The organism is Levilactobacillus suantsaii (assembly GCF_014069315.1).
GTDB classification, from domain to species: domain Bacteria; phylum Bacillota; class Bacilli; order Lactobacillales; family Lactobacillaceae; genus Levilactobacillus; species Levilactobacillus suantsaii.
In genome coordinates, this window is sequence record NZ_CP059603.1 from 629,788 (window position 1) to 656,049 (window position 26,262).

Genomic DNA, 26,262 nt, shown 5'->3' on the forward strand with positions numbered 1-26,262 from the left:
CACCACCCCCAGTTGGCGTGCTAAACTAGGGTTAATATTAAAAAATGATGAGAAAGCCGGCTTAATGGTATGCAAAAAAACGAACAAATTGAGATTCTAAAACACTTAGTTAGTCTAAATTCCGTCAACGGCTACGAGGAAGCCGTCGCCACCTATATCAAACAATTATTTGCCGCCCACGGCATCGATAGTCAGATCATCCCCTACGCCCACGGTCGCAGCAACCTCATCGCCGAAATCGGCCAGGGTAAGCAGGTCTTGGCTCTTTCCGGTCACCTGGACACCGTTGCCACCGGGGATCCGGCCAACTGGCAATTTCCGCCCTTTGACGCCCACATCGAAAACAATCGGCTTTACGGTCGCGGGGCTGCGGACATGAAAAGTGGGTTGGCTGCCATGGTCATTACTTTCATTAACTTGGCGGACAACCAAACGCCGCTCAACGGCCGCTTACGTTTCATCGGCACGGTCGGCGAAGAAAACGGCGCGATGGGCTCTCGGATGTTGACCGAACAAGGCTACGCCGATGACCTGAGTGCCCTAGTCATTGGCGAACCGACCGGTGGCAACATCGTCTACGCCCATAACGGGTCACTCAACTACCACGTCTTCTGCCAGGGCAAGGGCGCGCACAGCTCCATGCCCGAAAAAGGGATCAACGCGGTCACCAACCTAATCAAGTTCGTCACGGCTGAAGCGACCGGTTTCGACGATGCCCCAATCAGCCCCGAGCTTGGGTCGCTGGTCCACAACGTGACCGTCTTCAAAGGCGGCGAGCAGGTCAACACCATCCCCGCCTACGCCGAACTCCAAGGAAACATTCGGCCGATTCCCGAATTCGACAATGCTGCCGTTATCCAACGACTCCACGAACTGGTCGACCAGGTGAACCAACAGACCGACGCACAACTCACACTCCACGTGGACTATAGTTTCAAACCGATCATCAGTGACCAACACGATGCCTTGATTCAGACGACCAAGCAGATTGCCGATGCCGAATTTGGCCACCCGGTCGATTTGGCTGTGATTCATGGGGCTACCGATGCCTCCGAATTCACCAAGTCTAAGAACCACTTTCCAGTTATGGTCTACGGGGCCGGCGAATGGAGTGCCGCCCACTCCCTCAACGAATCCGTCGACTTAGACCAGTATGCCCACGTCCAACACGTTTACCAACAATTAGTCGAAAAATTCTTAGCTTAAACCAGCACGAATCCCCCGTTCAAAGCGCCAGTAACGTCTTGAACGGGGGATTTTTGTGGTTTCACACTAACTCACGAAAAAAGCCCGGCGCCGTGGCCAGGCTCTTAGTTATCCGCTTCATCGGGAGCGTTCGCTGCATGACAGTTCTCGGTTAAAACGTCATTGGTGCAGGTTTCCAGGTCCGCCAAGATAGTTGCGTTGTCCTGCTGTTGCGCCGCAAGATTTTCAGCGACGGCCCACCGGGCTAATGTATCCGTGATGGGGACGATGTCTTGAATAATCGACATCTCGGCATCATCACTGTGTTGCTTTTGGATTGCCCGAAAGCTATCGATGTCCGTGATGAGCCGTAAGACTTTCCCCGTAGCTTTCTCTACGGATTGGAAAATCACGAAATGGGCCTTTTGGTTGGCTTCATCGATTCGTTCCCGCACGATTTCTAATTGTTGGTCATTTATGTTTAAGGCCATTACGTTCACCCCCATAACTCTTATTCTAACAAAGAACCGGGTGAATTAACCGCAATTACCTCCTAAATGCCAAAAAGTTTCCTCATGTCCCTTAAATTGCTAGCAAATTGCCAGGGATTGGTAGTCATGACCCCCGTGTTGCAAAAGGTCGACGGCGACTTGGACGACTGTTTCACGTGAAACATTACCTGCCGGCACCGGTTGACCTTCCGCAATGATTTTGGGCGTGGTCGCAGGCCCGGCACTTAGCGTGACCGGCCGCAAGATTGTGTACGGGAATTCCGCTTCGTCCACCAGCTTAGCGGCGTAACGCTGTTGTTTCAAATACTCGGTCACGTCGTCGATACCCGGATAATTCAGGTCGCCAACCACTTCTTGGTCCACGCCCGCGGTGCTCAACAACACCACTCGGGTCAGAGGGAGTTGTTGGCGATACTGGGTGTCGAACAAGGCCTCTAACGCCCAATCGACATCCATCCCGCTCAAAGCCGAAAAGACGATGGGCGTGTCCTGTAAGGCCGGGCCATAGGTGACGGCTTTGTGCAGGTCACCGGTCAGATCCGTGACCTGGTCGCGGATTTCGGCGGGTAACGCCGTGGCGGGGTCGTGTAAAACCCGCACCGTGGTGGCGGGTTTTTCACTCAACTGTTGGGCAACGGCCGTGCCAATTGGCGTCGCGCCCAGAATTAAATAAGTAGTCATTAGTTTTTCGCTCCAATCTTTGCTTCCCAGTGTACCAGAAAATGTCTAACCCGACATCGTTGACCCCCACGACGCATTGCTGGCTCGCCCAGCAAGAATTCGGGTATAATGGGTGCAGGATCTTGTATCCGGTTTCGCAGATTAATTAGGAGGTTTTGTCATGACAAATCGTCAGGTAACAATTGGTAAAACAGACGTGCACACCACGCCTTTAGGCCTCGGGACCAACGCGGTCGGCGGCTACAATCTCTTCCCTAATTTACGGGATGAGGACGGCATCGCCCTGGTCAAAGCCGGGTTAAACCATGGGATTCAACTCTTGGATACCGCCTTCGTCTACGGTCTGGACCACTCCGAAGAACTGGTCGGGCAGGCCATGGCCGATTTCGACCGGCACCAGGTCACCTTAGCCACCAAGGGTGCCCAAGACTTTTCTAGCGGCGAACAGGTCATCAACAACGACCCGGACTTTTTGACCCAGCAGGTCGATGCCAGTCTCAAACGGCTGAACACGGACTATCTGGACATCTTCTACATTCACTTCCCCGACAAGCAAACGCCCAAAGCCGAAGCCGTTGGGGCGTTACAACGGCTCCGCGAACAGGGCAAGATTCGGGCCATTGGGGTCTCCAACTTTAGCCTCGACCAAGTCAAAGAAGCCAACGCCGACGGGTACGTCGACGTGGTGGAAGACGAATACAGTCTATTGCATCGCGACCACGAAGCAGACTTATTGCCCTACTTAAAGGACCACCAAATCAGCTTCGTACCGTACTTCCCACTGGCTTCGGGATTATTGACCGGAAAGTACGACCGCGACGTCACCTTCCCGGATGACGATATTCGTAGTCAGATGAGCGACTTTCAAGCCCCACGTTACGGTCAAGCCTTAGACGCCGTAGCCAAAGTACGCCCCATTGCCGACGCTCACGATGCGACCGTTGCTCAAGTGGTCCTCGCTTGGTACATGCAAAACCCACTCATCAGTGTGGTCATCCCCGGTGCCAAGCGCGCCGAACAGGTCACGGCTAATGCTAAGGCCCTCGACGTCACCCTATCCACTGAAGAATACAATACCATCGACCAAGCCTTTACCCCGTTCAAGCACAGCGCAAGCGGTAAGTCCTTGGCTGATCCCGATTAACCTTAACTTTTGACAACTGGCCTCCCGCCCCCGTTCGGCGAGGGGCTTTTTAATTGTTTTTACCGGCCTAGTTTGGTGTTCGAATTTTACGAATAATTCAATCTGTATAAATTCATTAATTCGTAATTGCAATCAATTAATCGCTGTGCTACACTAATTCAGGATTGATTAAACGAAAAAATCCGAACGATTTTTAAAAACGTTCGGATTTTACTATGGTCTTAAGGAGTGCCGTAAATGCAACGAATTGCCGAATACTTTCAATTTAAAGAAAACGGAACGAACTTTAAAACCGAGATGCTTGCAGGGCTAACCACTTTCGTCTCCATGGCATACATCTTGTTCGTCAACCCCCAAGTCTTAGGGGCTTCCGGTATCAACCAAGGTGCCGTGTTCACCGCGACGGCCTTCGCGTCCGCCTTCGGGTGTTTCTTGATGGGCATCTTAGCCAACTACCCCATCGCTATCTCTGCCAGCCTGGGAATCAACGCGTTTTTCGCCTATTCCGTGGTCATCGGGATGAAGGTTCCGTGGGAGACTGCGCTGGCCGGCGTATTCGTCGCCTCGATTCTCTTCATGATTTTGACCGCCTTCAAGCTCAGAGAAAAAGTCGTCGACGCTATTCCACGAGACCTCAAAATGGCGATCAGTGCCGGCATTGGTCTGTTCATCGCCTTTATCGGCCTGAGTCAAGGTGGCTTGGTCCAAGCCGACAAATCAACGATCTTGACCTTAGGCTCTTTGCACGTGGGCAGTACCTGGTTGACCATCTTTGGTTTAATCGTCACGTTGGTTTTGATGAGTGCCCGGATTCCCGGCGCCATCTTCATCGGGATGATTGCTAACTCCATCTTGGGTCTGGCCACCGGTTTGATTCCGATGCCGAAACACATCATCTCCGGTGTTCCTAGTATCGATTCAACCTTCCTGGTGGGCCTGACGCATGCCGGCAGCATCAACACTTTACAACTGCTAGTCGTCGTGTTGACCTTCTTGCTAGTCACCTTCTTCGACACTACCGGAACCCTAGTCGGGTTAGCCGAACAAGCTGGCTTGATTAAAAATAACAAGCTCCCGCGGATTGGGAAAGCCCTAATGGCCGATTCCAGCACCATGGTCGTGGGGTCTCTTCTGGGGACCTCCCCGATGGGGGCCTTCGTCGAATCTTCCGCCGGCATCGCCGTGGGGGGCCGGACCGGGTTCACCGCCATCACGACCGGCGTGCTCTTCATTTTCGGGGCTTTCTTCTCCCCGCTGCTGGCCGTGGTGACCGACCAAGTCACCGCACCCGCGTTGATCATCGTCGGCGTCCTGATGGCCCAATCCTTGAAGAACATCCACTGGGAAAAGTTCGAGATTGCGGCGCCGGCCTTTCTGACCGTTTTAGGGATGCCGTTGACCTACAGTATCGCCGATGGGATTGCTCTGGGCTTCATCGCCTACCCGCTGACCATGATTGCCGCCAAGCGTGGCAAGGAAGTCGGTCCGATGATGTACAGTCTGGCCGTGGTCTTCATCCTGTTCCTTTGGATTTTAAACGCGAGCTAACTCACACTAACCACTAACTTCAAAAGGGCGTCTCAGATGACTAATCTGAGACGCCTTTTTGAACACGACCAAAACGTGCGTCACCCCCACCAATGGCTTATACTAAGGACAAGCATTCGACAGAAGGAGTTCGACTTTATTATGAAATTTATGACTCATGACCACGTCCGCCTGGATTACAGTGATACCGGTGGTGACGGCCAACCGGTGGTGTTACTAACCGGAATCGGTGGCGCAAAGGAAATTTGGCGCGACCAACTGACCTGGCTACAAGACCTGGGCTACCGGGTGCTGGCGTTAGACGCCCGGAATCAAGGGGCATCCCAGCACACCGTCAAGGGCCGGCGGATATCGCGCCACGCTATCGATTTGCACGACTTTTTGACCGGACTCGAATTGACCCAACCGATTCTAATCGGTAACTCGATGGGCGCCGCCACCCTGTTCGCCTACGTGTCCCTCTTCGGTGACGCCGATTTAGCCGCCATCGTGGACGTTGACCAAAGTCCCAAGATGATCAGCGATGAGACCTGGGCGTACGGTTTCAACGACTTAACTTGGGAGACGTTCCCCAGCCTGCTTAAATTTCCCTTGGGACCGGCCACAGCCACGCGTATCAACGACCAAACCTATGCCGACGTCAAACAGGTTGAAGCCGCGCACCCTTACGATGCGGACCTCAACCTGCCCTTCTTATTGGACCACGCGTTTCAAGATTGGCGCGATATTGTCGCCCAACTCCACGTACCTTTTTTCGTGATTGCCGGAGAAAAATCTCCCTATTTTAACCCTAAATTCGCGGCCGTGACCGCCCAACTTGCGCCCCACGGCCAAAGTACCGTAATTTCGAACGCCGGACACATCGTTTTAGCCGAACAGCCCCATGCCTTTAACCAAGCTTTAGGGAAGTTCCTCCAAACGCTCTAAACATCCGCCGCGAGGATACGCTGAGCGATGGCCTCATTCAGGACGATGTCGGTCACTAAATGCCCGCGCAAGGCCCCTAACGCCGCGTCAGTCTTGAACTTATTGCGGATGACCCCCAACCGGCGCGGGGTCTTCAAAATTTGGCTGATGGGCAAACCCACGGTCTTATCGGCGTCCTGATTCAAGAAGTGGCCCTGGCGGTCATACGGTCGGCCATACAGGATGCCTGCGATATCATCGGCGGCCACTCCTGGGAAAATCTCCCCGTAGTGGTCCTGCCAGACCGGAATCGACTCAATCGACGCCAACGTACCAAACCCACAGAACAACGCGTTCATCTTTTGCGCCGCCTGAAAAGCCGGGGCTAACGCTGGTTCTTGGGGCAGCGCCGCGCGAATCTGGTCATTGATGACGTATAATGGGCTGGCCAACGTGACGTAGCGACTTCCATAACGAGCGGCCGCCTTTTCGACCATTTGGCGCGTGCCGGCCACCGAACTGTACTTCATATTGTCGCCCACAAACTGGGTGAAGGTCAGGTCGTTTCTGATTTTACCGCGCAGTTGGTCGATGATGCTAAAGACCGTGCTCCCCCAAGCTACGCCGACCACCTGGGATTGGTCGATCAACGACTGGACCTGCATCGCCGCGTACTGGACGATGTTAGTCGCATCCTCTGCTGGGTTCTCGGCGTTGTACAAAATGAACGCGTTAGTCAGCCCATAACGATGGCGAAATTCCGCCTCCAGCGTCACGTTTCTCGCAATCGGATCGTTGACGGTAATGGTCACGACCCCCGTCTTCAAAGCTTCGTCCAAGTGCTTCGTAATCAGGTACCGACTGAGGTGATACTTGGTGGATAGATCGGCGATTGACAGCTGCGCCAGGTAGTAATCCTGGGCAATCATCGCCAGTAATTTTTGGTGCGAAATGTCATCCATGTCACTTTCCCCCTTTACGTTTTTGTAAGTCAAATTGATTTTACCACAAAACCACTTTTTAAAAATAGCAAAATAACTTCATATTTTTGAATTTTGCAAAAAATCAGCGTATGCTTAAACAGTACAATAAGAGAAAGAAGGCTGGCAACACATGGCTGATTTAGATGAAATCATTAAACTGCACGAACGCGCCACGGGGGTCCTGGATATCAGCTCCGAACTACCCGTCAATAACGCCGCCGACTTAGGTAAAGCCTACACGCCGGGGGTGGCTGGCATCTCCAAGCTCATCGCGGCTCATCCCGAGATGAAACGCAAACTGACGTTAAGTGGCAAACTCGTCGCCGTCGTCACCGATGGCTCCGCCGTTTTGGGGTTGGGCAACATCGGCCCCGCCGGTGGATTACCCGTCGTTGAAGGTAAAGCTCTACTTTACAAGTACTTAGCGGGCGTTGATGCGCTGCCGTTAGCCGTCGATCAAGTGCCCGTCGACCAAGTCGTCGCCACCATTAAAAACACCGCGCAGAGTTTTGCGGGGATCCACCTCGAAGACATCGCGGCACCCCGCTGCTTTGAAATCGAAGACCAACTCAAACAAGTTCTCGATATCCCCGTCTACCACGACGACCAGGAAGGGACCGCTATCGTGGTTCTGGCTGGTTTGATCAACGCGGCCAAAGTCACTCACAAATCATTAAGCGACTTAAAGGTCGTCGTCAACGGGGTCGGCGCTTCTGGTATCGCTACGGCCAAGCTCCTTTACGCCGCCGGGATTCACCAGTTAACCTTAGTCGACAAAGACGGGCTCGTCACCCCAGACGACACCGACTATAACCGTTACCAACGCGACTTAGCCAAACAAGTGGGGGAGACCCGTGCTCCCAAGACGCCGCTGTCACAGGTCATGACCGACCAGGACGCCTTTGTTGGGCTTTCCGACGCCGATGTGTTGACCGGAACTGACGTTGACCACATGGCCAGCGACCCAATCATCTTTGCCCTGGCCAATCCCAAACCCGAAATCGACCCGCAAGTCGCCCACGACCACCACGTTGGTGTGATGGCGACCGGCTCCAGCCAGTACCCGAACCAAGTCAACAACATTTTGGTCTTCCCCGGCCTGTTCGCCGGTCTGTTAGCCTCCGGACTGCGGACCGTCAACGCCGACCTCGAGACCAGCGTGGCGCACGCTTTAGCGGGCATGATTGCCACCCCAACGGCCGACGAAATTATCCCGAGCGTCTTTGCGGACGGCGTCGTCGACACGGTCACCGTGGCCGTCAAAGCCTTCGCCGAAAAGTAACCCGAATCTAGAAAGAAAGGGGCATTGTCCATGCAAGCCGACATCATTGATTTATACCTCACCGACTCCGCCACCCGTAAGCAGTGGCAAGCCCTTTTGACCGACCTGGGCATCACCAACTTTGCCGCCAGCGAAACGGCCCAGCTGGACCATACCGTGGGCATTTACGAGGGCGATAAATTGGTCGCGACCGGGTCCACGGCCGGTAACGTCATCAAGTACGTGGGGGCCTGCCATAAAAATAGCCAGGCTGGCGCCTACTTCAACGCCATCATCTCCGCGTTACTGACGCACTTGGCGCAAAACCAGATTTTTCACGTCTTCGTCTTCACCAAGCCCAAATACGTGGCCAGCTTCGAATACGTGGGCTTCCATGCCCTGGCACAGACCGAGAGTGGCGCCATCTTAGAGACCGGCGACACCGGGGTTACCGCCTATATTCAAAGCTTGCCGCACCCCGAACTCAAGGCGGACGCCAAGGTCGCTGGCATCGTGATGAACGCCAACCCGTTCACCGTCGGCCACCATTACCTAGTGGAAACTGCCGCTAAGGAAAACGACCTGGTCTACGTCTTCGTGGTCAACACCGACGCGTCGCTCTTCACCACGGCCGAACGCCAGAACCTGGTTACCGCGGGCACGCAAGATTTACCCAACGTTGTCGTGGTCAACGGGAGCGACTACATGGTCAGTTACGCGACCTTCCCGGCCTACTTCTTACCCACACCGGCAGCCGCAATCCATTTCCAGACTGAACTGGACGCCGAGATCTTTAAGACTCAGATTGCTCGACCGCTGAACCTGACCACCCGTTACGTGGGGACTGAGCCGTTCTCTAAGACCACTGGCATTTATAACCAGGTCCTAGAACAGCTCTTGCCTCCCGAAGTTACGGTCAAAGAAGTGCCCCGCCTGGCCGCAAACGACCAGCCGATTACAGCCACGGCCGTCCGCCAAGCCATCGCCGACAACGATTTAGCTTCCGTTAAAGCAAGCTTACCGGCCACTACCGCGGCGTTCATCCAGGCTCATTTAGAGACCCTGCAGGCCCGCATCGCCGCCGGTCAACGGATTGCCGGTAACTAAACCAAGTGCTTTCAGAAAGGATTGTTCGTATGACACCCACTACCTTTGCGACCGGTGACCCGCAAGATATCGCCGCCGTGCTCGCCAATAAGGACCACCGCGCCGCTTACCAACGGCAACTCATGACGGCCCATCCCGACCAAACGGTCTTAGCGTTGAAACTCAACACCCCGGGACCCATCAAAAATAACGCCCGGATAACGGCGGCCTTTGACGCTGGATTGGCCGCTTTTACCCACGACCTGACACGCCAACAAGTGACCACGACCTTGGTCGACCGCTGGGACAACCCCACCGGCCCCGAAGCCTTCCTGTTAAGTGCCACGGATGCGACCACCATGAAACAACTGGCGGTGGCCTTTGAGGACCAGCACCCGTTGGGTCGGTTATTCGACATCGACGTCTTGACTAGCCACCACGAAGGCCCGCTGAGTCGCCAGGACAACAATCTGCCCCAACGGCGTTGCTTCATTTGTAACCGGCCAGCCAAGGTCTGTGCTCGGTCGCGCGCCCATAGTGTCTTAGAGCTCCAGACCGCCATCGACCAGACCCTCACCACCTACTTTACCGAACAGGAGTCGAAGCAATAATGTCCCTTGCACCCGCCATCTTAAACGCCCACCGCGCCCTCTTGTACGAGGTTTCCGTGACCCCCAAGCCCGGGCTGGTCGACCCCGCCGACGTGGGGCCGCACCCCGACATGGACGTCTTCACCTTTATCGACAGTGCTACGGCGCTTGAAGATTACTGGGCGACTTGTTACCAACTCGGCCACACCTTCGTGGGGGCCCACCTGCCTGATCTATTTCACGAGATTCGCCCAGCCGGCGTGGCCGCCGAAAAAGCCATGTTTCGTGCCACTCAAGGCATCAATACCCACAAGGGCGCCGTCTTTTCTTTAGGCGTCATTGTCGCGGCCGTGGGGGCCCAGACCCGCCACGCTGCTTACAACACCGGCGCGACTTTGAACTTAGTCAAAGCCATGCTGGCCGGACTGACCGCCCACGACTTCGCCGGCATCGCCGACAAGCCCGCCGACCAACTCACGGCCGGCGAGCGCCAGTACCTCAAGTACGGTACCACGGGCATCCGCGGCCAAGCCGAGGCCGGGTTTCCGGTGGTGGCAACCCTGAGTTTGCCCGCCCTACGGCGAAGTCGGGGGTCTCGGACCACGCGGTTACTCGACACGTTATTGACCATCGTGGCCCACACCGCCGATAGCAACCTGATCAAACGTGCGGGTACCTTAGATATCGTCCCCTGGGCCCAACAGACTGCCCAGGAGATTCTGGATGCGGGGGGCAGTCAGACCCCGACCGGACGGCAACTTTTAGTGGCGATGAATACCACCTTCAAGGCTAAAAATTTGAGTCTAGGCGGGTCAGCTGACCTCCTGATTCTCACGATTTATTTAGGGTTAATGGAAAAGAGTCTTTAATTTAAATTTGAAACGCCCAGTGCTCCGACTTTCATCAGTCGCGGCACTGGGCGTTTTAAGTTAGCACAACACAAAAGGGCCCCCCAGCCACAAAAGCTTGAGGGACCTTCGTTTAGTTTCATTTCAATCAATGAGCTGATTGGCCGTGGTGCCGTAACCCAAAGAGCACGCTGATAAATTCACGCTGAATCTCGTTGGGTAAAAATTTCTTCCGAACCACTAGCGACATATTGAACCGGTCCGCGACCGGATCGCTTAACGCTAATGAACTAACCTGGTCGCTGGGTGTGATGGCGTCCCCCACTAAGAGGCTAACGCCAAAGTCTGCGGCGACTAAGGCTTTGATCAGCGGCATGTTCGGCGTACTGTAGACCACCCGCGGTCTAAACCCCGCAAAGTGACTATAATCACGCAATGCCTGCGGGTGCACGAATTTACCAGTCATCGAGATAAAGTTCTCGTTGGCAAGTTCACTAAATTCAATCTCCCCGCGTTGGGCCAACCGGTGCTTGGGACTGACGACGGCCCGAAACTCGTGCGCCGCGAGCAACGTCGCGTCTAAGCCCGGTTCCTGTAACGGTCGCACCGACCCTAGGAGCGCTACGTCAATCTTACCGGCCTGGAGTTCCTTCAACAGGTCTCCCGACCCGACTTCGAGCGTTTTCATATACTTCAACAGGCCGCGCGAGAACAACTCTCCCGCCACCAGCGGAAACCACAGGGTCCCGATGATGGGTGGCATGCCGAAACTAATCGTAGATTGATCAGCCCGCCGAACTTCACTGTGGGCCAAGTCTAGGTTCTTCAAGACCAGTTGGGCCCGTTGATACAACAGGAGTCCTGGTCGGGTAATCGTGAGCGTGTTATGCGCATGGTCGCGTTGGACCAGCGTGGCGTTAAATTCTGCTTCCAGGCGTTTGACCGCCACCGTAATGGTGGGCTGACTGACCGAGAAGCGCGCAGCGACCGCGGTGTAATTTTTTAAGTCCACCAGCGCCGCGAAATAGGCTAAGTCCCGTGTGTTCAATGTGTCGCCCCAATCTAACCGGGGGAAGACTAGTCCTTAACCTGCTTGATTTCGTCGATGATACTACCGTCACGGTATTCTACCATGGCAACGGTCCGGTCGGTGAATTCAAGCGGCTTCGGTTGGCCTACCCGCTTTTCGGCTAATTTTTGTAGGTCTTCGATCTTGAAGACTGGGACTCCCGGAATATTGCTGAGCTTAGCAACCAAGTCTTTTCGCTTAGGGTTAATGGCAATTCCTACTTCGGTGACCAAGACGTCAATCGAATCACCTGGCGTCACCACCGTGGTGACATCTGGCACGACCGTGGCAATCCGACCCCGAACCAGGGGTGCGGAAATGATGGTCAATTTGCTAGTGGCCGCATCTTGGTGACCCCCAACGGCTCCCCGAATCACACCGTCGGAACCAGTCATGACGTTGACGTTGAACTTGGTGTCGATTTCCAAGGCACTCAGGATGGCCACGTCAAGTTGGTCGACCATGGCACCCTTGTTGTCGGGATCAGCGTACCAGGACGCGTCGATTTCTTGTTGGTTCGGGTTCTTCTGCATGGAAGAAGCCGCACCCTTATCAAAGTCTTGGACGTCCATGACCCGCCGAACCAGGCCCTCTTCGAGCAAGTCCGTGGTTGGTTTAGTAATCCCACCTAAAGCAAAGGAAGCCGTAATCTTGTTGGCTAACATGGCTGCCCGTAAGTACCGGGTAACCGCTAAGGCCGCACCACCAGAACCCGTCTGGAAGGAGAACCCGTCTTTAAAGTACGGGGAGTGCGTAATCACACTGTTGACCATTTCGGCAATCTTCAATTCCTTTGGGTCCTTGGTGAACCGGGTAGCCCCTGATCCAATTTTATCAGGATCCCCGACTTCGTCAACTTGCACCACGTAGTCCACTTGGGTCTGCTTGATGGAAGCCGGCGTGTTCGGGTAGTCGACCAAGTTATCGGTCAGTAAGACCACGTTGTCCGCATATTGGGCGTCCATCAAGGCGTAACCTAAGGAACCAAAGACGGCCTTCCCAGCCATCCCGTTGGCGTTCCCTAGCTTATCAGCGTTTGGTACCCCGAGGAAGGCCACGTCGATCTTGATGTCGCCGTGTTCGATGGCCCGGGCCCGGTTACCGTGAGAGCGGAAGATGACCGGGTTCTTCAAACCACCGTGAGACACGAAGTCCCCGAGTGAGCCCCGCATCCCGGAACTGGTGATGTTGGTGATGGTCCCCGCTTTGATAGCTTCGATGACCATGTCGTTCATGACCCCAGTCAGAGAAGATGGGGCTAACGTCAAGTTCTTGATGCCAGCGTCGATGATGACCCGCATCACCTTGTTAAAGACATAGTCCCCGTTTCGGAAGTGGTGGTGAAACGAAATCGTCATGCCGTCTTTGACCGTGGCCTTGACCACGTCTTCGATGGACTTGACGACCTTGTTGTCACCCGTGGAAACGTGAACTTTAGGAGCGACCCGTTGGATGTCGGGGTTCCCAATTTCAGTTGAAGTATATGGCTTGTAATCTAATTCCTTCAGCAAGTCATCGGACAAGGTCCGGTTTACATTATTCTTCAATATCATTACCCTCCTCGTCAACTAAGTGTGACGCCTGTGCTAAACGCATCACGCGTTGGGCCCGCATTACAACTGGCCGGTCAACCATTTGACCGTTCATCGAAATGACACCAGAGCCCTTCAGCTTGGCTTCCTTGATGGCGTTGATCACGTTACGAGCATTCGCAATTTCCTTGGCCGTCGGTTCGTAGACCGAGTTGACCATCTTGATCTGCCGTGGGTTGACCAGTGACTTCCCGTCGAACCCGAGTTGGTGAATGTACCGGGTCTCGCGGTAGAAACCATCGGTATCGTCCATGTTGGTGAAGACCGTATCGAAGGCGGCGATGCCAGCGGCCCGGGCGGAGTGGAGTACCATGTTGCGGGCAAATTCCAGTTCGGCGCCATCAGGGTAGCGGTGCGTCTTCATGTCAGTGGTATAGTCTTCAGCGGACAAGGCCAATCCGATCATCCGGTCGGAGGAAGCGGCAATGGCGGGGGCGTTCAAGACACCCTTGGCACTTTCGATGGCCGCCATGACGTGGGTGGAGCCAACTTCGCGGCCAAATTCCTTTTCGGCAGCTTCGACATCCTTGACTAAGTCTTGAATCATCTTGGCGGATTCGACTTTTGGTAACCGCACAACTTCGATGCCGGCCTTGACCATGGCCCGCACATCGTTGTGGTAGTACGGCGTGTCAATGCCGTTGACCCGCACGACTAATTCGGCACCTTCGTAATCCTGCGTTTGCAGGGATTCGTAAACTAAGACTCGCGCCGCGTCCTTTTCAGCTAAGGAAACGGAGTCTTCGAGGTCGAACATAATGGAGTCGGCACCGTAGATTCCGGCATCCTTGACCATTGCGGGGTTATTCCCCGGCACGAACATCATGGTCCGGCGTAAACGTTCTGAATTTTCTGCCATCGTTAGAATACCTCCCATGCTGGTTGATCCGTGGTTCCTAAGGCCCGTTGCGCAGCGGCAATGGTCCGTGCCTTGACGACACAATCCAACGCGCCCTTGTCAACGGCCTTGACGTTGGCTGCCGTAATCTTCAAGGCTTGCAATGTCTGGGTGATGACGGCCCGAATTTGGTCGCCGAATTGCTTTTCCACCGCGGAGTCCAGGGTAATCTGGATACCGTCGGTGCCTTTGCTCAACATAATTTGGATATCGGATGACTCCAAGGTACCCGCTAATGCTGTTTGCTTAATCTCCATTAAGTCCATCCCTTTCACGAGTGTTAACTAGTCATGTAAATCATCACGAAGTTATCTGACGGAATTGATTTCTTTTACCCTTTAATTGTAGCTCGTCTTTTGAAAAAATTCAAATATTTCTGTTATTTTTGTATTTTTTAAAATATTTTGTGAAAGAAAAAGCTATCTCGCTGAGCGAGATAGCTTTCATGTTTACCAAAGACCCAGAACTTTCATCCAGAGACTCCCAATGCCGAACCAAACGACAAGGTAGAAGAGCCCTAAGATGGCGTTCATGCGCCACCAGTCGGATTGGGCAACGTAGCCCGTCTCGAAGAGTAACGTAGCCGGACCACTGGCGTAGTGTGACGTAGAACTGTACAACGCCCCACACATCGCCAACGTAATCCCGGCGAACATCGGTGGCACGCCGGCCGCAATGGCAATCCCCAGCAGCGCCGCGTACATGGCACTGACGTGGGCGGTCCCACTGGCGAACAGGTAGTGAGAGTAGAAGTAGAAGACCAACAGGATGGCCAGGACCAAGCCCCAGTTCATGCCGTTCAAAGCGCCCCCTAAAGCCTTCGATAACCACGGAATGAAACCTAAGTCGTTTAATTCGTTGGCCATGAAGATCAGAATGGAGAACCAGATCAACGTGCTCCAAGCCCCGGTTTCATGCAGGATGTCATCAATGGATAAGACCCCACAAAGAATCAGGATGGCAACGGCTAAGAAGGCAACCGTCGCCGCATCGATGCCGATGACGCTGGACAAAATCCAGAGAACCAAGGCCAAAACGAAGACCCCGGTCATGACTTTTTCGGCAAACGTCATCTTCCCCATCTTGGCTAATTCACCCTCGGCCCAACTTTTGGCGTGGGGGGAATCTTTAACTTCTGGTGGATACATCTTGTAAATAATGTATGGAACCAATAACAAACTAATGATACCTGGAACCACACCGGCTACGAACCAGCCCATCCAGGTGATGGTGACGTGGAGCGTCTTCGCCAAAGAAACGGCTAACAAGTTTGGCGCCATGGCGGTCATGAACATTGCGGACGTGATGATATTCCCGTGGAATTCCACGTAGGTCAGAAAGGACCCCATCTTCCGTTGGGTACCGTCTTCCGGGTCGGACCCGAAAGTTTGCGCCAATGACTTCAGAATCGGATAAACAATTCCTCCGGCCCGGGCCGTGTTACTTGGCGTCGCCGGTGACAGAATCAAATCGACCCCGACTAATGAGTAAGCCAACCCTAAGGTCCGCTTCCCGAAGAGCCGCACGAAGATCAATGCGATTCGCCGCCCTAAACCGGTCTTCACAAAGCCCCGAGACAGGCAGTAGGCCATAACAATCAGCCAAACCGTCTTGTTCCCAAATCCGGTCACGGCCTTGTCCATTGGGACGAGTCCCACCAAAATGGTGAAGACGAACCCGGTCAAAGCCACCCCGGCAATCGGCAGGGGCTGGGTGATACACCCAATGATGGTCGCCACGAAAATGGCGAACATGTGCCAAGCGGCCATCGAGACGCTAGCTGGCTTGATTGGTGAGGCCAACCAGATGATCAGCCCAATTAGAATGGGCCAAATAAATTTTTTATACTTTACTTTTTCCAATGACATTCGAATGCCTCCGTTGTGCTATGTGCTGAAACGACTCTCAAAATGAATAACGACGGATCGAAACCATTGTGCTGAGACCTGTTTCAAACGTTGGTGCTTGCCTTACCTCGTGGGCAGGTGCCGCGGGGTAAGGCCCTCCTAAAATTAGAAGGTCCATGTACACGAAAGGGCAGCTGGCCGTTTGCTAACCGCCCTGTTCGTTTTAAGATTAATTACGCTTGCAAGTAGGTGTAGACTTGTTCACCCGCTTGCCGGCCAAAGACCACCGTTTCGGCGATGGAGTTCCCACCGATCCGGTTGTTCCCGTGTAAGCCACCAGCAACTTCACCGGCCGCAAACAAGCCGTTAACCGGCGTGCCGTCAGCCTTCAAGACCTGGGTCTTAGGGTTAATCTTAATCCCACCCATGGTGTAATGAACGGCCGGGGCAATGTGAATGGCGAAGAACGGGCCAGCCGAGATGTCGCGGTCCATCCCCATGGTCCGGTTAAAGGCGGCGTCCTTTTGTTGGGCCACGTCTTGGTTCCAGGTAGCGACGGTCTGCGTCAAGGTATCGGCGTCGATGTCTAACGCCTTGGCTAAGTCGGCAATGCTGTCACCGTGCTTGACCAAGCCAATGTGGTCGTAAAATTCAACGGCCTTGACCCGGGAACGAATGCCCGTGTCAAAAATCAGGTAAGCACTCTTAGCGGGTAACTTATCAATGGCGCCCGTCACGTTCTTCCGGGTATCCAGTTCGTTCACGAACCGCTTGCCGTCGGCGCCTACTAAGATGGCACCTTCGCCCCGCACAGCTTCCCCAATCAGGTAAGCATGATCGGTATCTTGTTGGACGGTTGGGTGGACTTGAATCTGGTCCATGTCGACCAAATCAGCACCAGCGGCCGTGGCTAATTCAATCCCGTCACCGGTTGCACCAGGTTGGTTAGTCGTGTTGTAGCCGACCAAATCCTTGCGGTACTTGCCAATCAACTTCTGGTTGGCCCCGAAACCGCCGGTGGCTAAGACCACGGCGTTGGCGTTGATGGTTTCGCCAGCCGCTTTTTCGGTCTTCACCGTAACGCCAGTCACCTTGTCGTCGTTGACGTTAAGACTTGTGACCGTGACGTTAGTAAAGACAGGAATCTTTTCGGCTTGGACCTGCTTCAATAACTCGGTGACCAGAAAGCCACCAATTGGGGCCATCGAACTTGGCCGGTGGGTCCGCTTCTTCTGCATCCCCCCGGTGATGGTCAAGTCGTCCAAGATGATCCCGTGGTCGGCCAACCAGTCGATAGCCAAGGCACTGTGGCTGGTGAAGTACTTCAACATGTCAGGATCGTTCAACTTACCGCCACCCTTGTAGGTGTCGGCGTAGAACTCGTCGAAACTGTCGACCACGTGGTTGTGCAACTGGACGTTGGTCTCAGCGGCGTTCATTCCGGAAGAGGCCCGGTTGGTGTTACCCCCTAATTTTGGCATCTTTTCTAAGACGACCGGATGCAAGCCTAATTCGTGAGCTTGTAAGGCGGCAACCAGGCCGGTCCCACCAGAACCAATGACAATCAGGTCATAGCGGTCTTGTAATTCTGCTAAATCGTTTGGAACAAATTTAAACTTTTCTGCCATGAGTGGTTTCCTTTCGTGTTACTTCATGCTTTTATCGTGATGACGGGAAACGGCACCATCACGTGCCGTTTCGCCAAACTTATTTACGTGCATTACTCATCCAGGTTGGCTACCGCTGCCCCGAGGCTAGCCGCAGCACTGATCAGTAAGGTTACTGCTAACAGGGTCATCAGGCGTCAATCCCTTCAAAATTTACCGGTCGATGTTGGTCATCTTCAACGGGTCGACCCACTTGTCAAAGTCTTCAGCGGAGACCTTACCGGATTTAACGGCAGCTTCCTTCAACGTTGACCCGGCTTTATCAGCCGCTTGGGCAATCTTCGCACTATCATGGTAACCGATGTGCGGAGATAAGGCCGTGACCGTCATCAAGGAGTTGTCGACTAATTCCGTCATCCGCTTCTGGTTGACCGTCATGCCATGGATCATCTTGTCGGCAAAGCCCATCATGGTCCCGCGTAAGAGTTCGGCGGATTCCAAAAAGGCGTCGATCAAGACTGGCTTGTAAACGTTCATTTCAAAGTTCCCTTGAGATGAAGCGACCGTAACCGTGACGTCGTTCCCCATCACGCGAGCCGCTGCCATGGTGATGGCTTCAGCTTGGGTTGGGTTGACCTTGCCGGGCATGATGGATGACCCTGGTTCGTTAGCCGGAATGTTCAATTCATCGTAAGCCGCCCGAGGACCAGAAGCGAGGAACCGCACGTCGTTAGCAATCTTCATCAAATCAGCCGCTAAGGTCTTCATCGCGCCGTGAACCACGTCCAAACCAGAGTGATGAGCTAAGCCATAGAACTTATTGGTCTTTGCCGTGAACTTTGGCCCGTAGACCTTGCTCATCTTCTTAGCGATTTCTTCGGCAAAACCAGGTGCGGCGTTCAAGCCGGTCCCGACAGCGGTTCCGCCCATCGCGAATTCGAGTAAGGTTGGATCTAAAGACTTCAAGTAGTCCAAATCATGTTGGATGGCACTGGCCCAGCCGCTAACTTCTTGGCCAAAGGTCAATGGCGTCGCATCTTGCAAGTGGGTCCGGCCAATCTTGACCACGCGCCAGTATTCTTTTTGCTTAGCGGTCAATTCATCGATTAAGTGTTGGGCAGCCGCTTCTAGTTTTTGGACTGCGACACTAGCCGTGATGTTCATGGCCGTTGGGAAAATATCGTTGGAGCTTTGACCATGGTTGACATCATCGTTGGGCAAAACTTCGATATCTGGGTTCAATTGCATCGCTTTGTTAGCGACAACTTCGTTGGTGTTCATGTTGGTTTGAGTTCCGGAACCCGTTTGGTAAACACGGAGTGGGAAGTCCTTGCGCAGGTCTTCGTCGCTCAACGCCAAGAGTTCATCAATCGCCTTTTGAATCAGGGCACCCTTTTCGGCGGAAATCTCGCCTAAATCTTGGTTTGATTCTGCAGCGGCTTTCTTAATCTGTAGTAATGCCCGAATAATTGCGATTGGCATGAACTGACCGGTTGGGAAGTTGTTCCGGCTCCGTTCCGTTTGGGGACCCCAAAGTGCGGTGCTAGGAATCTTAACGTCGCCTAAGGTATCTGCTTCAATACGATAATCTGCCATGGTAAATTCCTCCAACTTTTTTGTGATATGAATAACATTTAACTTAAAAAACTAACGAGGGAATATCTGAAAATCATGAAAATTCCCCCGTGACTTTACGAACAACCTTAGAATAGCTGGAATTTTTGGCTATAGTCAAACCCTATTGGGGGTATAAAAAAGATTAATGGTTGCCTGAATAGGTCTTCACAATCCCAATAGTACAAGGTTTCACAAATTCACAAGAAAGCGCTAAAACGAAAACCTGCGTTTGCAAAATAAAAAGTTTTATTTGTAAGCGTTTGCATTATCATCTAACGCTTTGCCGTTCAAAAATGCCTCACAAAAGAACCCGTTCACGGCGCATACCACCCCCGCTAGGCCCCAGTCTAAGGCCGGCCTGGCTTTGTCGGATCAGTCGAGCTCACTCCCCAATCGTTGCGCGGCTTCCCTATCCGAACCAAGACAATCACCTGGACAGCAAAAAAGGATCCCGGGGATTGGTTCCCGAGATCCTAGTATGACTGTAACCTTGGTTTATATGGCCCATGCGGCGATGACTGGGCGTTGACCGTGACGCCAGGGACGCCACGGCAACGACTGTCCCAAGATAGCCACCTCACCAGCCTGCGTCGCCACCCGCAATTGCGGGGCAGTGACCCGAACGACCGTGGGCGTCAACATCAACGTTGCCGGGTAAATTCCCTGTGCCGTCTTGACCTGACACCGGTAAGTCCCGACCGGTGGCCGTTGCTGGAGACGACTGGCGAGTTTGAAGCAAAACTGGTTGCCACTCACGGGCACCAGTTGCCCAGCCAAGGCGTACGGGTGACCTAACAGGGCGTTGGCCCGTTGCACGTGCCCCACCCGAATCAGATGACGAATGGCCGTCGACCCGATTTTCCGGTGTTCAGCATCGTGTTCGGCCACCACCGTGGTGGTAAAGCGATTGTGGCTGTATTGCGCCATTTGGGAGAGCAGGGTGTGCCCGCCCCGCCCAAAGGTGTAGTCGAAGCCCCCGACCACTCCACAGACGTTGAGGCCTAACAAATAGGTGTCCACGAAGTCCTGTGGAGAAATCGCCGCAAAGTCACGGGTAAAGTCGACCAAGTAGACCAGATCGACCTGGTTTTTTTGCAATAGCGCCACTTTTTGACTGATGGTATTCAAATACCGAAAGTCCGTTGTGGGTTGGGTCTCAAAGACCCGGGAGGCGTGGCGGCTAAAGGTCATCACGGCTAATGGGACTTGCCGGTCGTTAGCAATCTGCCGGGCACGCGCCAAGACCGCCTGATGACCGCGATGGACGCCGTCAAAGAACCCCAACGCCATCACCACGGGCGTCTTAGGATGCACCTGTCGAATTGTTTTGGTGTTCAGTCGAATGACCTGCATGCCGCTCCCTCCTAAATCTGTTTAACAACAAAGGGAGATATCGAAATATCTCCCTTCGTCAATCTCACCATATTTACGTTACTTTTGAGCCGCGCGTTTTATAATCAAGTTAGCCAAATACTTTTAGCTAATTGATAAAATAAAAAACACCAAGACAAATCTCTGTTATCATTGATGTTCCTACACAAACAATGAAAGAGGTTATTGTCTTGATGCAAGAACAGAATACCACAGTCAGAAAAAAAGGTCAGCACCTAACTTCGTTTGAACGAGGCAGAATTGCTACGCTGCACAGCCAAGGCTATTCCAATCGTGCAATTGCCAGAGCGCTTAATGTTTGTCATCAAACAATCAATAATGAATTGTGCCGCGGCGAGATCGACCAAGTAAAAAAAGTGAATGGTCAACGCCAATATTACGCTGTATACTCACCAGAAACAGCACAAGCTAAGTACGAAGCTAATCGAGCCCACTGTCATCGACCTTTGAAACTCGTCGGTGTCGCTGATTTTATCGACTATTTTACGACTCATTTGCGTCAAGATGGTTGGTCGCCTGATGCAGCAGTAGGACGGGCCAAACTTGAAGGCTTATATCAGCCTGAGGAGATGGTCTCGACCAAGACGCTATACCACTATATTGATGCCCAGTTACTTGAAGTCCGCAATCTTGATCTACTCGAAAAAACGCGCCACCGTGCCAAACATCATCACTCGATCAAGCACAAGCGTCTGGCCGGACGGAGTATTGATGAACGGCCTAAAAGTATCGACCAGCGCCAAGAGTTCGGCCATTTCGAATTGGACACCGTGGTGGGCAAGCGCAACGGTCAAGAGAGTGTGATCTTAACGCTGATCGAGCGTCAATCCCGCTGCCAAATTCTACGTTTGATCGATGGTCGTGATGCCGATTCAGTCAACTATGAGCTGGCCAAGATCTGTCAAGAATACGGATCAATCATGAAGTCAGTTACTGCCGATAATGGCGCTGAGTTCTCGGAAGTTGGCGCTGTACTTACCGGTGTCGCTGACCTTTATTATGCCCATCCATATCGTTCCTCTGAGCGTGGGACTAACGAAGCGCATAATCGAATGATCCGCCGCGATGTACCCAAGGGTCTATCCATGGATATTTTGGGTCCTCATGATATCCAAGCAGTTGAGTCAAAGCTAAACAATTTACCGCGCCGGCAAACTGGCTATCAAACACCCAAAGAGCTTTTCTCCGCTGCTTCCGCCGGTTAAGTTAAGTCCATAAAATATGAATATTAATGAAAATACTGATTTAATAGGATTTGTCGTGTGGCTAATTTGTTCTTGCAATTTGGGGTTACTTTTGAGCTTCTTTTAAGAAGTAACTAAATGGCTTTAAGTCTTGTGCTTGGTACTTCTTGACGAATTCGTCGATCTTGTCTTGGTCTTGCCATGATGGGTCGATAAACATGTGTTCCGTGGTCAATGGCATCTCGTGAGTCAACTTCACATCGATCAAGACTGGCTTGTCGGTCTTTTGCGCAGCATCGATAGCCTTTTGGAATTCAGCCTTAGTCGTTGCGGTGTAAGCTTCGGCACCCATCCCTTTAGCGGCAGTTGCCCAGTCAGTGGCTGGCAAATCAACCCCGGATAATGGTTGGTGACTGTCATCGGTCTGTTCAGCTTCGATAAAGCCTAAGGTTTCGTTGCTGAAGACCACGTTGATTACGTGCAAGTTGTACTTAACTTGGGTTAAGATTTCTTCCATCAACATGGCGAAACCACCATCACCACTCAAGCTGTAAACATCACGGTCGGGGTAAGCAATCTTGGCTGCGATGGAAGCTGGTAAACCAAAGCCCATCGTGGCGTACTTCCCAGAGGTAACCCACTTCTGGTCACCGTGCATGTCAATCAGACGTTCAAAGTTGATGTTGACGTTCCCAACATCGACGCCGAAGACGGCCTTGTCACTAGCAGTCTTGTTCAAAACGTCAAAGATTGGTTCAGGGCGAACTGGCATTTCATCGCTGTCTTTGAAGCTATCTTGCCAGTCAGTCCAGTTCTTCTTATCAGCTAATGAAGCGTTGTAGAAGGCTGAAGCTTCGCGAGCGTCACCGGCATCGATGATGGCCCGTAAGGCCTTCTTCGAATCAGCCAGCATTGGCAAATCAGCATGACGCCGCTTGCCTAACTTTTCGCTTTCAATATCGATTTGAATGACCTTCGCCTTACGGTTGAAGAGGAAGATACTGAATGGGACATCGTTCCCAACCCAAACAATCAGGTCGGTGGAGAAGCCAATTTCAGCCCCTGGCTTTGGTGCAACCCGACCAGTTGACCCTAAGTAAGCTGGGTAGGATTCGTCGAGGATGCCCTTAGCTAAGACGGAAGAAATCAGTGGCATCTTGAACTTTTCGGAAGCTTCCTTTAATTCATCGGCAGCGTCCTTGGCCCCAATCCCGAAGTAGATCATTGGGGACTTAGCGTCCTTGATCATTTGAGCAGCCTTCTTAACACTGGCTGGTTCTGGATCTGGGTAAACGGGTTCAACGTGCGTATTCGCAGAGGAAACGTAGTTGTCGTCAATTTCAGCCCAACCGAAGTCCTTCGGGATGGTCAAAACGGCAACACCCTTCTTTTGGTAAGCTTGCTTGATGGCTTCATCAGTCATCCGTGGTAAGCTTTCGGCAGTCATGGCCGTCCGGTTCCAAACCGAAACGTCGTCGAAGATTGGTTCTTCGTTCATGGCTTGGAAGAAGTCCATGTTCATCCGGTTCGTTGGCACTTGCGCAACAATCGCCAAAACTGGTGTGTTGTCAGTCTTAGCATCGTACAACCCGTTTAACAGGTGAACGGCACCAGGACCAGCAGACCCGAAGCAAACCCCGATTTTACCCGTCAACTTGGAATCAGCAGTGGCGGCAATGGCGCCAGCTTCTTCATGACGAACCTGGATAAACTTCAAGGTATCCTTTTGGTTATGCAAAGCGTTCATCGTAGAATCGAACGACCCACCAGGATAACCGTAAATGTGATCGACACCCCAGTCTTGAATAACCTTTAAGACAGCATCGGAACCGCTAATTTTTTCTGGCATCTTCATATCTCTCCTTATTATCACCGTTACCCACACCCGCCTGCTACAAGTTTTGGATGGTGTCTTGTTCGGGGGTGAAAAGCTAACGGCTGTCACTTGATTACAAACACATGTTAAAGCGCTTTCAGGATTATAGTCAAACTTTGTGTGCCACATAAGTAGGACTTATGTGGTTGCCGTGACAACGGTTACAACTGTGTAATCCTTAACATGATTGCCCTTACAAAAAAATTTTTATTTTTTTCAACACTTTTTTTATAATTAAATGCCGACCGTCAACAAGCTTAGTAGTTCAGTGATAAATGCTTAATTCTCGGCATTCGTAGCCGTTTTCCCGCCTAGCAAGCCCACTAAAAAGCCCCCGGTGACCGCACCAGGGGCTTATAAGTTTTAATTATTTGTATTGGAAATGGGCACTTGGGGGTCCGGAATCTGCATACGCGTCAATAATCTGATGAAGGCCGTTTCCTCCGGCGTCATCACGTACCCCTTCCGGTAGGCGATCGACACGTTGAAGCGGTCCATCAGCTGGTCAGTAATCTTCAACCCGACCACCCCGTCGATGGTGCTCACAGCATCTTGGACCAGAAAGCCTAGGCCCAGGTTCTCGCGCACGATACTCTTGAGCCAGGCAATGTCCGGAGTGCGGTAGATAATGTTCGGCGTGATCCCCGCGGCCTTACAGTAGGCCCGAAAGGCTTCGGGATGAACGAACTTGCCATCCAGGCCGATAAAGGGTTGGTCGCCCAGTTCCTTGAACCCAATTGAGGTCCGTTTGGCCAGCGGGTTGGCCGGACTCACGATGACATTGAATGGCCGGGCCCCTAACGAAATAGCCTCGATGCCCTGATGATGCAGGGGCCGCGGGGATCCAATCAAGGCAATGTCGATGTCACCACGGACCAGGTTGGTCAGAATCTGCGCCGAGCCATTCTCCACGATTTTGATCTGGTTCAACCACCCGCGCTTCAACAGCGCCGCGGCGACCTGGGGAAAGTACAGGGCCCCGATGACCGGCGGCAGGCCGAAGCGAATCTGCCGTTGCTGGGAGAATTCAATCTCGCGGTGCGCTAGCGAGATACTGTTTTGAATCGCCTGCGCGCTCTGATACAGCAGCATTCCCGCCCGGGTGATCACGGTCTGGTGGTGAATGCGATCCTGCTTGACCAACGTTGCGCCAAATTCACGTTCCAAGCGCTTAATGGCCTGACTCACAGCGGGTTGAGACACTTCGAAGCGTTCCGCCACGTAAGTATAATTTTTATATTGTACAATGGCCCGAAAAAAGGCCAAGTCACGGGTATTCACCGGCTATCATCCTTCTGTTTTGGAATTGGACCCAACATCAATGACCCCCACACCAGCTGCGCCCTAGTACCGTTATATCATATTATCCGTAGTTGCCCCACTGATTTCTCCGGGAGGCTCCCCCACAGTACAAAAAAGACCCGAAAAATTTTCGAGTCCTTCCATAAATTCCTGATTCAACTGCTTAGTTCGTGGCCATGGCACCGTTCAAGACTTTCGCCATTGCTTGAGCCGAAGCCGTCATTTGATCCTGTTCATCAGCCGACAGGTCTAATGGTAAGACTTGAGCCACACCCTGCGCGTTGATCAACGCTGGGGTCCCTAAGTACAAGTCGTGCACGCCGTATTCGCCGTCCAAGTGGGCACCGACGGGTAAGACCACGTTTTCGTTGTTCAAAATAGCCTTGGTAATCCGCGTCAAGCAGGTCGCGACCCCGTAAAAGGTGGCACCCTTCAAGCCGATGATTTGGCCACCCTTCTTCCGCGAGCCATCTTCGGTCTGCTTCAGGTCGTCTAAGCTCAAGCCCTTAGCTTGGGCCACGTCCAGTAAGCTTTGGTCGCCGACCTTGGCTGGGGAGTAAGCGGCGAATTGGGTGTCACCGTGTTCTCCGATGACGTTGACGTCTAACGTTTGAGGTGCCAAGTCTAATTGCTTACCCAACGCCACGCGTAAGCGGACCGTATCCAGCGACGTCCCAGTACCTAGGACACGGTTAGCGGGGAAGCCGGATAATTTCTGGGTGGCGGCCGTTAAGATGTCAACGGGGTTAGCGGAAACCAAGAAAATGCCATTGAACCCACTGTCGACCACGGGGCCCACGATAGTCTTCAAAATCTTCAAGTTCTTTTGGACCAAATCTAAGCGGGTCTCACCTGGCTTGCGGGGAACCCCGGCTGTGATGACCACGATATCGGCATCCTTGGTATCAGCGTAGGTACCGGCGTGGACCCATTTCGGTTGACCCCAAAGTTGGGTGTCTTCCAAATCCAACGCGTCGCCTTCGCTATGATCCTTGGCGATATCGACAATGACTAACTCGTCCATGACAGTTTGTTGCATCATGAGCACAGCGTATGCTGACCCCACAGAACCGTCACCGACCAACACAACTTTTTGGTTTTTCGTTTGTTTTTGCAAATTGAGACTCCCTTTCA

23 protein-coding genes are annotated in these 26,262 nt (G+C 52.9%); 9 read left to right on the top strand and 14 right to left on the bottom strand.

Annotation, left to right across the window (positions count from 1 at the left end):
* Positions 1-69: 69 nt before the first annotated feature.
* Positions 70-1,206 carry an ArgE/DapE family deacylase gene (locus H3M12_RS02985; RefSeq protein ID WP_182150906.1) on the top strand — a complete coding sequence of 379 codons (1,137 nt, stop codon included), beginning with the start codon at positions 70-72 and terminating at the stop codon, positions 1,204-1,206.
* A 104-nt stretch (positions 1,207-1,310) separates the two neighbouring features.
* On the opposite strand, the gene H3M12_RS02990 is transcribed toward H3M12_RS02985, so the two are convergent.
* Both H3M12_RS02990 and H3M12_RS02995 read right to left on the bottom strand, forming a co-directional pair.
* Complete coding sequence (locus H3M12_RS02990) at positions 1,311-1,676, bottom strand: hypothetical protein (protein ID WP_129032554.1); 366 nt, start codon at positions 1,674-1,676, stop codon at positions 1,311-1,313.
* Between the two features lie 99 nt (positions 1,677-1,775).
* Positions 1,776-2,378, bottom strand: coding sequence for an NAD(P)-binding oxidoreductase (locus tag H3M12_RS02995; RefSeq protein WP_182150907.1), 603 nt, complete (start codon positions 2,376-2,378; stop codon positions 1,776-1,778).
* A gap of 160 nt (positions 2,379-2,538) precedes the next feature.
* On the opposite strand from H3M12_RS02995, the gene H3M12_RS03000 reads away from it, so the two are divergent.
* The 3 genes from H3M12_RS03000 to H3M12_RS03010 all read left to right on the top strand — a co-directional run bounded on the left by H3M12_RS03000 (position 2,539) and on the right by H3M12_RS03010 (position 5,997).
* Entirely contained in the window at positions 2,539-3,522 is a 984-nt protein-coding gene (locus tag H3M12_RS03000; RefSeq protein ID WP_129032556.1) for an aldo/keto reductase, read from the top strand.
* 237 nt (positions 3,523-3,759) lie between these two features.
* Complete coding sequence (locus tag H3M12_RS03005; RefSeq protein WP_129032557.1) at positions 3,760-5,070, top strand: NCS2 family permease; 1,311 nt, start codon at positions 3,760-3,762, stop codon at positions 5,068-5,070.
* A gap of 141 nt (positions 5,071-5,211) precedes the next feature.
* The gene (locus H3M12_RS03010; RefSeq protein ID WP_129032558.1) at positions 5,212-5,997 is read left to right on the top strand and encodes an alpha/beta fold hydrolase; all 786 of its coding nucleotides are present in this window, start codon (positions 5,212-5,214) and stop codon (positions 5,995-5,997) included.
* Here H3M12_RS03010 and H3M12_RS03015 read toward each other — a convergent pair.
* The gene (locus tag H3M12_RS03015; protein WP_129032559.1) at positions 5,994-6,938 is read right to left on the bottom strand and encodes a sugar-binding transcriptional regulator; all 945 of its coding nucleotides are present in this window, start codon (positions 6,936-6,938) and stop codon (positions 5,994-5,996) included. The genes H3M12_RS03010 and H3M12_RS03015 overlap by 4 nt on opposite strands.
* 151 nt (positions 6,939-7,089) lie before the next feature.
* Between H3M12_RS03015 and H3M12_RS03020 the strand changes: the two genes are divergently transcribed.
* The 4 genes from H3M12_RS03020 to citG are packed head-to-tail and all read left to right on the top strand — an operon-like array spanning position 7,090 to position 10,765.
* Positions 7,090-8,241, top strand: coding sequence for an NAD(P)-dependent malic enzyme (locus H3M12_RS03020; RefSeq protein WP_129032560.1), 1,152 nt, complete (start codon positions 7,090-7,092; stop codon positions 8,239-8,241).
* A 30-nt stretch (positions 8,242-8,271) separates the two neighbouring features.
* Positions 8,272-9,327 carry a [citrate (pro-3S)-lyase] ligase gene (citC, locus tag H3M12_RS03025; RefSeq protein ID WP_182150908.1) on the top strand — a complete coding sequence of 352 codons (1,056 nt, stop codon included), beginning with the start codon at positions 8,272-8,274 and terminating at the stop codon, positions 9,325-9,327.
* A gap of 29 nt (positions 9,328-9,356) precedes the next feature.
* On the top strand, positions 9,357-9,917 hold the full coding sequence (gene citX / locus H3M12_RS03030; protein WP_182150909.1) for a citrate lyase holo-[acyl-carrier protein] synthase: 561 nt from the start codon (positions 9,357-9,359) through the stop codon (positions 9,915-9,917).
* A complete protein-coding gene (gene citG / locus H3M12_RS03035) occupies positions 9,917-10,765 on the top strand; it encodes a triphosphoribosyl-dephospho-CoA synthase CitG (RefSeq protein ID WP_129032563.1) in 849 nt (282 codons plus the stop codon). The genes citX and citG overlap by 1 nt, the downstream gene beginning before the upstream one ends.
* Positions 10,766-10,892: 127 nt before the next feature.
* On the opposite strand, the gene H3M12_RS03040 is transcribed toward citG, so the two are convergent.
* From H3M12_RS03040 to H3M12_RS03075, 8 genes are all read right to left on the bottom strand, one after another.
* Complete coding sequence (locus H3M12_RS03040) at positions 10,893-11,792, bottom strand: LysR family transcriptional regulator (protein ID WP_182150910.1); 900 nt, start codon at positions 11,790-11,792, stop codon at positions 10,893-10,895.
* Positions 11,793-11,821: 29 nt separating this feature from the next.
* On the bottom strand, positions 11,822-13,360 hold the full coding sequence (citF, locus tag H3M12_RS03045) for a citrate lyase subunit alpha (RefSeq protein WP_129032565.1): 1,539 nt from the start codon (positions 13,358-13,360) through the stop codon (positions 11,822-11,824).
* A complete protein-coding gene (gene citE / locus H3M12_RS03050; protein WP_129032566.1) occupies positions 13,350-14,264 on the bottom strand; it encodes a citrate (pro-3S)-lyase subunit beta in 915 nt (304 codons plus the stop codon). Before citE ends, citF begins: the two co-directional genes overlap by 11 nt.
* Positions 14,265-14,266: 2 nt before the next feature.
* Positions 14,267-14,560 (bottom strand): citrate lyase acyl carrier protein, encoded by a 294-nt coding sequence (gene citD / locus H3M12_RS03055; RefSeq protein ID WP_129032567.1) that lies wholly within the window; start codon positions 14,558-14,560, stop codon positions 14,267-14,269.
* Between the two features lie 192 nt (positions 14,561-14,752).
* Positions 14,753-16,171 (bottom strand): anion permease, encoded by a 1,419-nt coding sequence (locus tag H3M12_RS03060; protein ID WP_129032568.1) that lies wholly within the window; start codon positions 16,169-16,171, stop codon positions 14,753-14,755.
* 212 nt (positions 16,172-16,383) lie between these two features.
* Entirely contained in the window at positions 16,384-17,778 is a 1,395-nt protein-coding gene (locus H3M12_RS03065) for a flavocytochrome c (RefSeq protein ID WP_182150911.1), read from the bottom strand.
* 192 nt (positions 17,779-17,970) lie between these two features.
* On the bottom strand, positions 17,971-19,353 hold the full coding sequence (locus tag H3M12_RS03070; RefSeq protein ID WP_129032570.1) for a class II fumarate hydratase: 1,383 nt from the start codon (positions 19,351-19,353) through the stop codon (positions 17,971-17,973).
* 516 nt (positions 19,354-19,869) lie between these two features.
* Positions 19,870-20,727: an FAD synthetase family protein gene (locus tag H3M12_RS03075; RefSeq protein ID WP_182150912.1), complete on the bottom strand. Its 858-nt coding sequence runs from the start codon at positions 20,725-20,727 to the stop codon at positions 19,870-19,872.
* A gap of 212 nt (positions 20,728-20,939) precedes the next feature.
* Between H3M12_RS03075 and H3M12_RS03080 the strand changes: the two genes are divergently transcribed.
* A complete protein-coding gene (locus H3M12_RS03080; RefSeq protein ID WP_004270929.1) occupies positions 20,940-21,971 on the top strand; it encodes an IS30 family transposase in 1,032 nt (343 codons plus the stop codon).
* A gap of 85 nt (positions 21,972-22,056) precedes the next feature.
* On the opposite strand, the gene spxB is transcribed toward H3M12_RS03080, so the two are convergent.
* From spxB to H3M12_RS03095, 3 genes are all read right to left on the bottom strand, one after another.
* Positions 22,057-23,799, bottom strand: coding sequence for a pyruvate oxidase (gene spxB, locus H3M12_RS03085; RefSeq protein ID WP_129032572.1), 1,743 nt, complete (start codon positions 23,797-23,799; stop codon positions 22,057-22,059).
* A gap of 390 nt (positions 23,800-24,189) precedes the next feature.
* On the bottom strand, positions 24,190-25,107 hold the full coding sequence (locus tag H3M12_RS03090; RefSeq protein ID WP_129032573.1) for a LysR family transcriptional regulator: 918 nt from the start codon (positions 25,105-25,107) through the stop codon (positions 24,190-24,192).
* 184 nt (positions 25,108-25,291) lie between these two features.
* Positions 25,292-26,245: an L-lactate dehydrogenase gene (locus H3M12_RS03095; protein WP_129032574.1), complete on the bottom strand. Its 954-nt coding sequence runs from the start codon at positions 26,243-26,245 to the stop codon at positions 25,292-25,294.
* Between the last annotated feature and the right edge of the window lie 17 nt (positions 26,246-26,262).